This window comes from Bacteroidota bacterium (assembly GCA_018266755.1).
In the GTDB taxonomy this organism is placed as follows: domain Bacteria; phylum Bacteroidota; class Ignavibacteria; order Palsa-1295; family Palsa-1295; genus JAFDZW01.
The window spans coordinates 427999-440944 of record JAFDZW010000002.1; the positions used below are offsets into that span (position 1 = coordinate 427999).

Annotated in this window: 10 protein-coding genes; 3 read left to right on the forward strand and 7 right to left on the reverse strand. The window is 55.7% G+C overall.

Annotated features, from left to right (window positions below; all coding sequences use genetic code 11):
- Window positions 1–10 precede the first annotated feature (10 nt).
- The 6 genes from JSS75_04280 to JSS75_04305 form a co-directional block, all read right to left on the reverse strand.
- Entirely contained in the window at window positions 11–2215 is a 2205-nt protein-coding gene (locus JSS75_04280) for a hypothetical protein (protein ID MBS1902900.1), read from the reverse strand.
- Window positions 2216–2389: 174 nt separating this feature from the next.
- On the reverse strand, window positions 2390–3037 hold the full coding sequence (tsaB, locus tag JSS75_04285; GenBank protein MBS1902901.1) for a tRNA (adenosine(37)-N6)-threonylcarbamoyltransferase complex dimerization subunit type 1 TsaB: 648 nt from the start codon (window positions 3035–3037) through the stop codon (window positions 2390–2392).
- Complete coding sequence (tsaE, locus tag JSS75_04290) at window positions 3034–3507, reverse strand: tRNA (adenosine(37)-N6)-threonylcarbamoyltransferase complex ATPase subunit type 1 TsaE (GenBank protein ID MBS1902902.1); 474 nt, start codon at window positions 3505–3507, stop codon at window positions 3034–3036. Before tsaE ends, tsaB begins: the two co-directional genes overlap by 4 nt.
- The gene (locus JSS75_04295) at window positions 3489–4811 is read right to left on the reverse strand and encodes an alpha/beta fold hydrolase (GenBank protein ID MBS1902903.1); all 1323 of its coding nucleotides are present in this window, start codon (window positions 4809–4811) and stop codon (window positions 3489–3491) included. The genes tsaE and JSS75_04295 overlap by 19 nt, the downstream gene beginning before the upstream one ends.
- Window positions 4811–6391 carry a bifunctional response regulator/alkaline phosphatase family protein gene (locus JSS75_04300; GenBank protein MBS1902904.1) on the reverse strand — a complete coding sequence of 527 codons (1581 nt, stop codon included), beginning with the start codon at window positions 6389–6391 and terminating at the stop codon, window positions 4811–4813. Before JSS75_04300 ends, JSS75_04295 begins: the two co-directional genes overlap by 1 nt.
- Window positions 6392–6782: 391 nt before the next feature.
- Complete coding sequence (locus tag JSS75_04305; GenBank protein MBS1902905.1) at window positions 6783–7169, reverse strand: hypothetical protein; 387 nt, start codon at window positions 7167–7169, stop codon at window positions 6783–6785.
- Window positions 7170–7318: 149 nt separating this feature from the next.
- On the opposite strand from JSS75_04305, the gene JSS75_04310 reads away from it, so the two are divergent.
- From JSS75_04310 to JSS75_04320, 3 genes are all read left to right on the forward strand, one after another.
- On the forward strand, window positions 7319–8002 hold the full coding sequence (locus tag JSS75_04310; protein MBS1902906.1) for a hypothetical protein: 684 nt from the start codon (window positions 7319–7321) through the stop codon (window positions 8000–8002).
- A gap of 62 nt (window positions 8003–8064) precedes the next feature.
- A complete protein-coding gene (locus JSS75_04315; GenBank protein MBS1902907.1) occupies window positions 8065–9087 on the forward strand; it encodes a hypothetical protein in 1023 nt (340 codons plus the stop codon).
- A 221-nt stretch (window positions 9088–9308) separates the two neighbouring features.
- Window positions 9309–10793 carry a proline--tRNA ligase gene (locus JSS75_04320; protein ID MBS1902908.1) on the forward strand — a complete coding sequence of 495 codons (1485 nt, stop codon included), beginning with the start codon at window positions 9309–9311 and terminating at the stop codon, window positions 10791–10793.
- On the opposite strand, the gene JSS75_04325 is transcribed toward JSS75_04320, so the two are convergent.
- Window positions 10790–12781 carry a T9SS type A sorting domain-containing protein gene (locus tag JSS75_04325; protein MBS1902909.1) on the reverse strand — a complete coding sequence of 664 codons (1992 nt, stop codon included), beginning with the start codon at window positions 12779–12781 and terminating at the stop codon, window positions 10790–10792. The genes JSS75_04320 and JSS75_04325 overlap by 4 nt on opposite strands.
- Between the last annotated feature and the right edge of the window lie 165 nt (window positions 12782–12946).

Genomic DNA, 12946 nt, shown 5'->3' on the forward strand with positions numbered 1-12946 from the left:
AGAACACCGATCAGGTCAGGACTTGTTTGAACCGTTCATCAGTGAGCGCATACGATTGTACGAAATGAAAGTCGGTGTAGAGCTGGATCAATGCATTCGTGTTGCGTTCGGTGAGCTTCGTAGCCGCGATCACATCGCCGTTCCCTTCGACCCATGCGCTCTGCCACAACACGGCCATCGCGTAACAGCCGTTGGCGACAACATTGATGGTGGGTGTGCCGAGGGTTTTCCACGCTTCTGTGTACTTCCCCCGTCCGCTGACGCGACCGAAGACATCGAGGATTTTCTTAGGTGGCAGTGTCTTGAACGTCGAACGCATCAATTCGATCGTCAACCGGGCAGCAGCTTTGCCGCCGGTAATGAGATCCGTCTTCTTGACTTTACGCTTCGAGTTAATCTTGTTGACGCCTGCAAATAGCGCTTCCGCGTTCGCGTCGACCATCTTATCTTCGTACTCACCATGGACATTCGTCTCGTGTCCCGGGATCCCCGCATGCAGATACGATACATGCAGCGGTTGGCAGGCATCGCCTACATAATGCGACATCGCGCCGCCCGCGCAAATAAATTCATCGAGATTGCCGGCCTTCAACGACTTCACCATCTGCTCGTACATCTGCCATACCCGAAACGGGACGGCACCCTGGCGTGGTGCAGGCACTTCTTTCTTGGTAATGCGATCGATGGAAGTCTTCGGATCGACGGCGTCGAAGTCCTTATAGAACTGAATCCATTTATCGACGTCGATGTATGAATCTTGCTTGCAGAGTTCGAGCAAACTCTTCCCTTTGGCAACTTTCGGATTCGATTCGTCCATATCGGCGAAGTGATTCGGTCCTTCCGTTTTAAACCGGATATACCGCCAGCAGAGATCCGGGACGTCGGCAAGCGGGATGAAGTCTTTACTCTTCGCTTTTGCGATCGAATCGCCCGATTCAAGATCGGCATCCGAGTAGCCGATGAGAAACTTGTTCGCTTTCAGAAGCTTCGCGATTTTTGTGCCGCTGACGACATCGCAGGCACTTGCCGCAATTTTGAAATGCCCGGTCTTTCCCCAGGAATAATCTTGATCAAGATTCCAACCGCGAACCAGATCGACATCGAGGAGCCTACAGATGGTACTCAGGCTCGAAGCAAGCGCATATCCATTGGTCGAGATACCGTCGCCGGAGAGAAACTCATGTTGTCCCCACTGTAATGCGATGGGATGCCGCTTGCCGTCTTGTTCAAGGAGCCATAGGGTCCCGCTGTCACCGTGATGCACGCCGAGGCTCGTGCCTCGACGCGCCCCGATCAAGAACTCGCTGAGGTACTCCGTCCCGCCGATTGACTTATAGCGGTAGAAGAGCGCGGCAATCGCCCCTTCGAGCTTCCCGCTCACTGCGCCATACCCACATACCGGCGCTCCGATGAGCCGCAAGCTGAGATTCGCCGTATTGAGGTCGGCGAGTTCGTCGAAGGCTCCGATGCCGAACACTTCCGTCTTCCAGATTTTCGCATCATCGACCTCGATCAATCCGACATCGGTATTGATTACGACGTTATCCACCGGCCACTCGGGATATGCCTCGCCGAAACCGACCTTGCCGAGTTGCAGCGACGAACTTGTCCCGATCGGACTAAGTGTCGAGCCAAGCTTTGAATAGATTACTGTCCCCTGATCTCCAGTCACATGCCGATTGGTGAGCGCATACGTCTTATTCCCGTCCGAGACCAGACAGCCAACCGACGCGATTCGCTGTTGTCCCTGCACCGTGAGCAGGATCGGGAAACCGCCGCTGATCATATTCTTCGGAAAGTTTAGTGCGGCAGGATCGACCACTGTTTGCGAGAATGCAGATTTCGGTGCTTCGACGACACAAATCGGCGCTACGCGGCCGTCCGGCAGATAGATATTCGTCGGCAGAATATCGCTGGCATTGTTCATCAACGATGTTTCCTGCTCCCACTGGCTAACGAAGACCAGCACACATGGCCACGAATAATCGCGGACCTCCGAATTCTCGAGCGTTCGTGCCGGCTTGGGACCCCGCGGTTTCCGCTTGCTTGCGGCTGTGCCCGGCCGCGGATCGGAACGACGAATCAGATACCGGCCGATGGCCGTCGCTACGACATTCTTCTTGTTCATCAGGTGCACGTGAAAGTGATCGCGTGCATCGAGGAGATCTTTGACGGAGAGTTGATGAAAGTCGAACAGGTTTTCCAAGACGTTCATATGCGTAATAAGGATTGGTGTACGATTCCGGGTGGTATGGGTTCGGCCCAAACGCACAGAGATACATACGCAGGAGCCTTCTGGCGTAAATATACGACAAAAGCGGCCTTCTTCCGCATGGTATTTTAAAGAATCAGAGCACCCTGCCGATCCGCAATCTTGTAGAAGGATGCGCTATGATTTCTGAGACCGAATGCTGGAAGGATGGGGCTTGAAGTCCGTCCCATAGAACGGTTCGAGATTGCTGGGGTCGGCTGCAACAGGAAATTCGCGCGAGAGATACGCCAGTACGCCCAGATCGATATCGAGCGGAGTGAATTCTATATCCGATGCCGAAAGAGTTTCGCTCAACGCTCGCGGACCTACAATCGCCCCGCGTACGTCGTTGATGCGTTGGAGTATGACATTCTCCGCAGAGCCGAATGCCGCGACATACACTGTTGTCGGCTCATATCCGGGCGTGACGATCGTCGTAAACTCGCGGTCGGGATATGTGCGAACTGCACACTCGCTGATCACCCGGTGCGCTACGACCGGGACGAGTTGGCAAGCGCCACCAAACGCCAGACCTTTCGCAAATGCGAGACCAATGCGCAACCCAGTGAACGAACCGGGACCGCTAATATAAGCAATACGCCGGATATCGCGCACCTGCGCGCCGTGTGTTGCGAGCAGCCGTAGTGTTTGTTCGGCCAGTAGCGAATCGTGTACGCCTCGTTCGCCGGCGGTTGCGATATGGTGGAATTCCCCAAGTACGTTCGCGTCGTCATCGAAGAGACCGATGTGCAGATCGTTGCCAGATGTATCGAATGCGAGAATCATGCGAAGTGGGGAGTGATTGTGATCCGTCGATCGGTCGGCGAGAGAGTTTCGAAGCGAACATCGATGCGCTCGGCAGGCAAATATTCCTCGATGCGCTCCGCCCATTCGATTACCGTCATGCCGTCATGGGGGTAGAGATATTCTTCGACACCAAGTTCGAGCAATTCTTCTGGGCGTTCGAACCGGTAGCAATCAAGATGGTAGAGCATACCTCCGGGCTTTCCGTCGATCGTGATTGCATACTCGTTGGCAAGTGCGAACGTCGGCGAGGAAATCTCATGCTCGTCGATCGCGAACGCATGCGCGATACCTTTTGTAAAATGGGTCTTCCCGCTGGCAAGATCGCCCCGCAATGCAACGATCGTGCCGCTGCGCTGCATCCACGTTCGCGCAAAGCGCTCGCCCGCGGCGATCGTCTCGGCGGCCGAATGCGAAATAATCTCCTCCGTCCTCACTGCCGCTTGATCCACGATACGATCGCAGCAACCACGTCTTCGCTGACGTTCCCGGGGACATCATAATCAGTGAAGGTGCCTTTCCCCGGCATGAAGAGGTGATAGAGAGTGCCGAAGAGTTTCAGTTCGGCATTCTGCTTTGCACCGAATTTGCGCTGCCACACCGAGAAATCCTTTATGTTTACTTGGTAATCTTTTCCGCCTTGTAAGTAGAGGATCGGTTCTCTCAGCGAGACGGCAGTGTTGACCTGGTCGTACTTCGAAAGATACTCCCAATACGCCGGCGGCAACCCAAACAATTGCGCCGGTGGCGTTGACGCGGTGTACGCGTGCTTCGAAATCGTCTCGACCATCGAGCGGATGTGTTCGAGTTGTGTCTTCGCATTCTCCGGCGTCGTCTGCTGCGGCAATAGGAATTCCATCTGATCGAGAAGCACATCCTGGAATGGCCGTGCAGGTGCCGCAAGCATAATCACGCCGCTGAGATGTCCGTCACGTTCGGCGATGCGCGGCGCCATCATCGCACCGAGGCTATGACCGAGGACGAATATCTTCTTGGGATCGAGAGCCGCATTTGCGCGGGCAAGCTTCAGTGCGGAGAGCGCATCGTTGACGACCTCATCGTCCGGTGTTACACCGTTTGGGCTTGACGATGATGTTGCGCCATAGACCATCGTGCGTTTATCGTAGCGAATGCTCGCAATACCGACAGCGGCAAGCCCGTACGCAATATCTTTGAACGGCTTGTTCTGTCCGACCGTCTCGTCGCGGTCGTTCGGGCCGCTCCCGGCGACCATCACCACGACGGGCGGATGAGCCACACCCTTCGGCAGACAAAGAATGCCGGGGAGCTTGAAGCTATCGGTAACGATCGTGATCGGCTCTTCGACGGTCCGATCGGGCCTGGCGTATGTCGGCAGATGGTACGCGGATTTCGACATCGGCGCATTCTTGAAGAAGCCGATGATCTTCATTTGCGGATTGAAGGCGATCTTCAGGTCCATCGCTTCCTTCTCGTACTTCGCACCGACATACACAAGTACGTACGACTTCTTATCCTCGTAGAGTTCACCGGTTCGCTCAAGCATCTTCCCCATCGACGCTCGTATCGGCTCCCAGTTCTGCTTGATCTTTTCCGCCGGAAGTACTTTGATCAATGAGCTATCGCACAGTGTCAGACACTCGTCGTATTTCTTCGCTTCGAGGAGATCGAAGAACTGCCGTGCTCGGGCAACGAATGCCTTTTCTTTCGCATCTTGCGCAATGGTGACAGACGAAAGCGAGGCGAGCAGAACGAAGGAGAATATAACTGATCTCATCATTTCGGTTCAAGAACAACGACCGGCAGGATCAGCTCCTCCATCGAGATGCCGCCGTGCTGGAACGTGTCCTTATAGTGATTCAAATACTTGTGGTAATCGGTCGGATAGACGAAGTAATAGTCTTCTTTCGCAATGATGTAGTTCGTCGTGACCGCACGCGACGGAAGCTTGTATTCTTCCGGCTTTTTGATGAACATCGCTTGCTTGTCCTCGGCCTTGACGTTACGGCCGTACTTATAACGCAGGCTTGTCGAGGTCTCGCGGTCGCCGAGTACCTTCGCGCCACGCAGGCTCCGGACCGATCCGTGATCGGTCGTCACGACGACGGTCACGTTCGGGATCTGCGCCAGCGATTTGAACATCTCATACAAGCTCGAGTGCAAGAACCACGAACGCGTGAGCGAACGATACGCGCGCTCATCCGGCGCGATCTCCTTGAGGATCGGCGAATCGCTTCGGTGATGCGCGAGCATATCCACGAAGTTCACGACGATGGCCGTGAGCTGGTTGCGCGCATAGGTGACGATGTTCTGCGCGATGCCGGCGCCGAAGTCGCGGTCGATGATCTTGATATATTTCAGATCGTTCGTAAGCTTCACACGCTGACGCTCGAGCAGCAGCCGGAGCATCTGCGCTTCGTCCTTGTTCTGTGAGAACTCATCGTCCGACCCCGTCCAGGTATCGGGGAACATCTTACCGAACTCACTGGGGAACGAGCCACTGAAAATGGAATTACGCGCATACGGCGTGGCCGATGGGATGATGCCGAAGTGGTAGTTGCGGTTGATCTTGAAGAGTGAAGCGATCTCGCGCTCCATGATCATCCACTGATCGAGCCGCATACAGTCGATCACCAGAAACACGACGTTGCGTTTGCCTTCGCGCAGCACCGGCAGTACCCACTCGCCTGCGATGTCAGGCGAAAGCGCCGGACGGCTCGCCTTGTTCTCGCTCGTGAAGATCGTATTGACCCACGACTTGTAATTGCGCTCGAAAAACTTCGCGAACTCCGCGTTCATCTCGCGCTTCTGGTCGGCGAGCGTTTGCGTCAGGCCGAGATCGGGATGTGCATCGAGCTCCATCTCCCAGCCGACCAGCTTCGAATACAGATCGATCCAGTCCTGCGCGGTGCTCGCCATCATGAGCTCGCGGCCCATCTTCGCAAACTCCTGCGTGTAATCGCGCGAGACGGCTTCCGAGACGATCTGCTTGCCTTCGAGAAACTTCTTAACCGCCAGCAAGACCTGCGTCGGATTCACGGGCTTTGTCAGGTAATCGGAGATCTTCTTGCCGATGGCCTGCTCCATGAGGTCTTCCTCTTCGGATTTCGTGACCATCACGACCGGAGTCTCTGGATTGCGGGCCTTGATCTCGATGAGCGTTTCGAGCCCGCCCATGCCTGGCATCATTTCGTCGAGGAAGATGAGATCGGCGGGTTCGGTCGTGTTCAGAGCAACGGCGTCGGCACCGTTGGTGGCCGTGCGCACGGCATAACCGCGCTGTTCGAGCAGCATGATATGCGGCTTGAGCAGATCGATCTCGTCGTCGACCCAGAGGATGGTCCCTTTAGTGGTCATTGAGCTTGGTGCAACAGCGGTTTGTGGCTATGAATTCGGATAGCAGCGTAGTTTTGACGTTCTTCATACTGTCATTCTGAGCAACGCGAAGAATCCCTCGATGAAACCCTGTGAGGCTCCGCCACAGGGATTCTTCGCGTTGCTCAGAATGACTTCTTCGTAAACTGTACAAGCAGACTCACTGCCTGAATTCACGCATCCCACGCTTCTACGTGACAGCCGGACTTTTGTAACCGGGGCGGCTACTAGCTCATCTATGTATCTTGATTCGGCGAGGACCGATAGAAACAACATCCGGGCGGACGGGCCGACGTGTACCCTCTGACGAAGCAACGCCTCGTGTTGATCCACGTGTGAGGCTTCACCAGGCCGCCCGGATTTCAATGTCAGTTTATTTCGAGAGAATATCGGTCGTCTTCTTTTTGACTTCCGAAGCTTTGTCCAGCACGACGCCAGACTTGGTCACTTTCTCGTTCGCAACGTCCAATGCGTCCGCCGACTTATCGAGAACATCTTTCTTCGGCCCCTTTTGCGGCCGAGCTTCGGCGTGCCGCTGTTTCATTCCCAGTGCTTCTTCCATTTTATCGCGCAGAGAAGAATCGGCGGCGGCGGATGCGAAGACTTCGTTCGCAGTGCCGGCCGAATCGACGCGTTTGAGGGTTTCGAAGAGCTTGTTCTTGTCGGCGGCGAGCAGCGTTTCGGGGTCGGATGAACTCGTCTTTTGGCCGCAGCCGACGATCACCACTGCACTGATCGCAGTATATCGAAGGAATTTCATGGATGTGACTGTATTGGTGAACGGTGCAGGGAGCCTACGAGAAGACGAAGCAACATCCGTGCCGTGTGACATTGCAGGCCGATGTGACCCATAACGCTCGTAGCGAGCGCACGATCCGTCAAGCCGATAGAAGTACTATATTTGTACCCATGACAGACGACGAATTCGACTCCCCGGATGAGTGGCAGCAGTTAGCGGATGAGTGCACCCAGCTCCTTACAGAAGCGGGGATTGCATGCACGCTTCACGACGAAGGACGCCTAGATGGTCTTGATCTCCGAGGGTTTACAATCTTCATGGATTATCGCAAGATATTCCCGGTCTACAGCATTTCACTCTCCGCATCCAAGCATGCTGAGATTGCGATCTGCGCGACCCGAATGTCCGAGGTCCCATTCAAATTCTTTAACCCGGTTCTGTTCGTCAACGCCCCATACTTCAATGAGATCAAGGATAGCATACTGCTTGAGGTAGGAGATGCCCGACTCTACGGGACTGTCCCGCTTCGTGATGACCCGGGTGACCTATTGATCGAACCGGTCGATGTCGAAAGCCGTATCACCGAACTTGCTCGTCCAGTACGATTGGCGATCGATGGCTTCGATTCATTTCGCTTGCGGCATCACTTCCAGTGCTTCGACCCTGATGCAGCCGAAGCAGTATTGACGCCGGATTTTTTCACTCTGGTCGACGAACTCGGCCCCGTATATATCGAGGTGCATAATGGCCTGTTGATCGTCGGCTTCAAACGAGTGATCGACGACACTCAACCCGCAGCACTGGCCAACTTCCTGCTTGCCTTTGCCGAACCAAATGATAGTGACCCCTCATGATCGTTCGCTTCTTTGCTTTCGTACTGCTCATTCTTTTCGTTTGTGAAACGTCCTTCGCCAACATGGCGAACCCCGTACGTCCGGGCGATCGGCTTGGCGAGCCGTCGGGCGAGTTGCGCAAGCTCCACATCGAGCATGAGAATCTCCTGATCGATCTTCGCCCGCTCGAGCGTTCCGAGCCTGCACTCGTCAAAGCGCAGTATGAGATCCGAAACGACAGCAGCGAACGAGATGTCGAGCTCGTGTTCGTCGGTGTCGATATGGAGGTCGGTCACTATCAAGTTCTTTTCGACGGCGCTCCGATGAAGTTTCTGGCATCTCGCGACGAGCACTTGCCGAAAGAGTGGCTCGACGATAGCATCACGCTGGGCGATAGTCGCCGTGGCGATCTCTACGAGTCGCGCGGCAACACGAAGAACGCGCTGCATTTCACACTGCATGTCACTCCTGGCAAGCACACGATCGTCGTGAGCTACTCCGCCGCAGTCACGCAAGAGCTGCGGCATCGCCCCGTGATCACATGGACGTGTTACTATATTCTCGCACCCGCCAAACGCTGGGCAAGTTTCGGTGCACTCGACGCAACCGTGCAGCTCCCCGAAGGCTGGAGCGCTGAGTTGACCCCGGCGATGAATAGTCGGCCCGGCCCCGGTGCGTTCGCCCAGCATTGGGATGCCCTCCCCGCAGACATCCTCTCGATCACCACATATCAACCGACGAGCTGGGTTGTTCGCTTTGCAGAAGCTGTGGCCGATTGGCTCGGGCTAGTGCTCTTCGCCGCTGCCGCGATCGCTTACGGCATCTGGCTCGGCAAGCGTAACAGCCGAATCAAGCGAGGCAAGCTGCGCAACGTGGCGGAAGCGATGCTCTCGAGCGTTGCGCTGACGATCGCAGTGTGCATTGCCATCATGCTCGTGCCTGAGATGCTCGTGAAGTCGGAGGTCGGGACGCAATTCGCGAAGCTCCACTACTACGGCTCGTTCATGATCGTGCTGATCTCGCCGATGCTCGTTGTTGTCTCGATGGTGATCGAGGGAGTGACGGGGTGGATCGTGTATCGGGCTCGCAAACCGACGGAGAATTGAGCGTTTGGTAGCAGCAGCACGGTTTAGAATTGTATAAGACTCGTCATTCTGAGCGAAGCGAAGAATCCCTTGATGAGACGCAGTGAGGCTCCGCCACAGGGATTCTTCGCTTCGCTCAGAATGACGGTGTGCTACAACGTTTCCACCCACCTCTTCCCCCTCGGAACTCCCATCCCCGATTCGCTCTTTTCATTGGTCTATACTACTGAATATCCACGAAAATGGCTGACGAGAAGAAATTGACGACGCGGGCGGAGGATTTTAGCGCCTGGTATAATGAGCTGGTCGAACGGGCACAACTTGCAGAGCATGCTCCGGTTCGCGGCTGCATGGTGATCCGTCCGAACGGTTACGGCATCTGGGAGCTCATCCAGCGCAACCTCGACCAAATGTTCAAGGACACGGGGCATGAGAATGCATACTTCCCGCTCCTGATCCCGCAGTCGTTCCTTACGAAAGAAGCCGATCACGTGGAAGGCTTTGCGCCTGAGCTCGCAGTTGTAACGCATGGTGGCGGCAAGTTACTCGACGAGCCTCTTGTCATTCGTCCGACATCCGAGACAATCATCTATTCGATGTACGCGAAGTGGGTTCAGAGCTATCGCGATCTTCCGATCTTGATGAATCAGTGGGCGAACGTGATGCGCTGGGAGATGCGCACGCGGCTGTTCCTTCGCACGGCGGAATTCCTCTGGCAGGAAGGCCACACCGCGCACGAGACCGAGGCCGAAGCGGAAGCAGAAACGCTGAAGATGCTCGGCGTCTATCGCACGTTCGCCGAAGAGTACCTCGCGATCCCCGTGATCACGGGACAGAAGACCGACAGCGAGAAGTTCGCCGGCGCGCTGCGCACGTATTGCATCGAGGCGATGATGCAGGATAACAAAGCGCTGCAAGCAGGCACAAGCCATAACCTCGGACAGAACTTTGCAAAAGCGTTCGACCTCAGCTTCCAGGGACGCTCGGGCGCCATCGAGTATGCGTGGAACACCTCATGGGGAGTCTCGACGCGCCTGATCGGCGGACTCATCATGACGCACGGCGATGACACGGGCCTCGTCATCCCTCCGCGTCTTGCGCCGACGGTCGCCGTGATCGTACCGATCTATAAGACCGACGAAGAGAAAGCAACAGTGCTCGCCGCAGCGGATAACATTTTCGCCGATCTGAAGTCGAAGGGCTTCCGCGTCAAGATGGATACGCGCGATAACCTCTCGCCCGGAGCAAAGTACTACGAGTGGGAGATGAAGGGTGTACCGATGCGCATTGAGATCGGACCGAAGGATGTTGCCTCCCGCACGGTCGTGATCGTCCCGCGTGTACAGCTCGACGGCCGCGAAGAGCCGAAGCCCGGCAAAAAGCAGAAGCTCTTTATTACTGTGGATGCACTCTGCGACACGATCGAAGAAATCTCGGTCGAGCTGCAAGCACAGCTCCTGAAAAACGCCAAGATCCGCCGCGAGCAGAACTCCTTCCGCGGCATCACCGATTTCGGCGAGATGAAAGAGATCCTCGCACGTGACGGCGGCTTCGTCTATGCAGGCTGGAACGGTAGCGCGTCTATCGAGACCGTCGTTAAAGACGAGACGAAGGCGACGATCCGCTGCATCCCCGACGAGGAATTCCGCAGCGCCAACCCGCCGACCAAATGCATCGTCACCGGCGAGCCGGCGAAGTACGAAGTCGTCTGGTCGAAGGCGTACTAAGGAAGTACGATCATCGTACGAGTTTCACTGTACTCGGCGCCGGTCCGAAGACGGTAGAGATACGTGCCTGCGAGCGGCAACGCTGCGCGATCGATCGTAATGGTATGGGAGCCTGCATCTTGGATACCTTGATACGTGCTTAGCACTACACGCCCGAGAAGGTCTGATACCTCGAGCCAGACTTCGTTGGAGCGAGAGAGTGAGTATCGGATCGCTGTGTTCGTAATGAGCGGATTTGGGATGCTTTGGTCAAGTTGCGCCAAAGGTTCTGGTGTTTGTACAGGGGCCGTCAGCGTAGATTGGCCCGTTCTGAAAATACCCTCATCCGTCGCCAGAAGCATGGTCCCGTCCGGCAGGAGACCAAAGTTACCGCTCTGCTTTTTGGAGATGCCGTCATCCCATGCTGCCCAATTCTCTCCGTGGTCTGTTGATCGGAACACACCTGCACTGGTGGCGATGTAGAGCCGCCCTATTTGGTTGACTACAAAACTCTCCGGCGCCCAATAACTAGATATTCCACCCTGAATGCCAGTTGACTTCATTTCCCACGATAGACCAGCGTCCGTCGATCGCATGAGCCCGTCACAATACAGAAAATAATCTCCCGAGGAATCGGCGTGCAGAAGCTCGGCCCCAGCCGGGTAGTGGTCCCTGACTGTTGACCAGGTGATCCCATCATCTGTAGAGTGATATATTGCCTGAGCGCTGGAACATGTCAAATAGCCGAATAAGCCGCCATCGGGTGCTGCAGCAATGAGTTGGAAGTACGGCACCGTTGTCGGCCCGACCCACGATCGGCCGTCGTCGGTGGAGCGATACAGGTGGCTTGCGTCTGGCAATGCAAACAGAGTACCCGCATAGGATTTTGAGACGATCCCATACGGTTGATTCACAAGCCCCTCATTAAATACACCTTTCCAGCTCGCTCCGTGATCGGTTGAGCGGAAAATTTCGCCGACGGCTTGCCTAGATATGACGATCGCCCCATCGCGCAGCGCCATCACCGATGTCACACCCGTATCTTGCATGGCACACACGTCCCAGTTGTCGCCACGATCACTCGAGCAGAATAACCCATTGGATGAAGCTGCGAAGAGGGTGCCGGCCGAATCGGCAGCAAACATCGCAACAAGTCCGTCCGACAGCCCACGATTGAAGCGCTCCCACGTCACGCCATGATCGGTCGAGCGATACAACAGTCTGGAGTATGATGATGCCACAATGTCGCCGGTGGAAGTGACACACAGTGCAACAATGTTTGTATCGAGCAACCCGGACCGCGAGAGTTGCCACGAGCTTCCATTATCGTTCGAACGATACACGCCATGGATACTGCCGATGAATATGCGTCCGGACGAGTCGGCTGCAAGTGTTTGATAGTCATTCCCCCACGCTGACAACGGCAACGCCGAGACCCACCTCCAATTCGTATCTGAGACAGTTGACCGAAACACTCCCCTGTTGGCAGTGGCAAAGACGCTCCCATTCGGACAGACCGTGATCGCGCCTATGGACGATAGGCCAGATCCACTTGGCTGCCAGGTGGCTCCGAAATCGGAGCTACGATAGATGTTCGGCCTCACGTTCGTCGTTGCAAAGATCATCCCGTTACCCGACATCGCCAAAACGTCACCGGCGGGCGCGTCCGCAGCGTGCGTTAGTGGTCCATCCGGCAGTTGGCGACTGAATATTCCAGCCCAAGTGGACACAACTACTCTGCCGGAAGGCCCGAGGATCATGGAGTACACAGGTTCAATTTCCAAACCATTGCTCTGACCCAGGACGACACTGGCCCAGGATTGGCCGTTGTCCGTCGAATACCAACCCGACAAGCCATGCGTGGTCCCATCGTAGCTGGTAGTCAGAATCAGCCCGTTCGGGGTCGACGTCACCACCTTCATGGTCGAGCCCTGGAGCAGGGTGTCGAACCCAGACCAATACCCATCGCTCGCGGAGTACCGATAACAACTATTCTGCGACCGATTCATGCTCATATACTTTGAGCTTTCAACACCGAACACTGCCCCACCTTGACCGGCAGTGAGTGTGACCATATGGCCCGAAAAGGTACCACCTACCTTTTGCCAAAGGCGTTGTGCATGGGCGTCCAAGCCTAGGGCCAACGTGAGGCCCACAAGTAATATGAGTGTACG

Coding starts and splice junctions, on each gene's coding strand:
- JSS75_04280 (MBS1902900.1), bottom strand. CDS start 2,215: ATGAACGTCTTGGAAAACCTGTTCGACTTTCATCAACTCTCCGTCAAA.
- JSS75_04295 (MBS1902903.1), bottom strand. CDS start 4,811: ATGAGATCAGTTATATTCTCCTTCGTTCTGCTCGCCTCGCTTTCGTCT.
- JSS75_04305 (MBS1902905.1), bottom strand. CDS start 7,169: ATGAAATTCCTTCGATATACTGCGATCAGTGCAGTGGTGATCGTCGGC.
- JSS75_04310 (MBS1902906.1), top strand. CDS start 7,319: ATGACAGACGACGAATTCGACTCCCCGGATGAGTGGCAGCAGTTAGCG.
- tsaB (MBS1902901.1), bottom strand. CDS start 3,037: ATGATTCTCGCATTCGATACATCTGGCAACGATCTGCACATCGGTCTC.
- JSS75_04320 (MBS1902908.1), top strand. CDS start 9,309: ATGGCTGACGAGAAGAAATTGACGACGCGGGCGGAGGATTTTAGCGCC.
- JSS75_04315 (MBS1902907.1), top strand. CDS start 8,065: ATGGCGAACCCCGTACGTCCGGGCGATCGGCTTGGCGAGCCGTCGGGC.
- JSS75_04325 (MBS1902909.1), bottom strand. CDS start 12,781: ATGAATCGGTCGCAGAATAGTTGTTATCGGTACTCCGCGAGCGATGGG.
- JSS75_04300 (MBS1902904.1), bottom strand. CDS start 6,391: ATGACCACTAAAGGGACCATCCTCTGGGTCGACGACGAGATCGATCTG.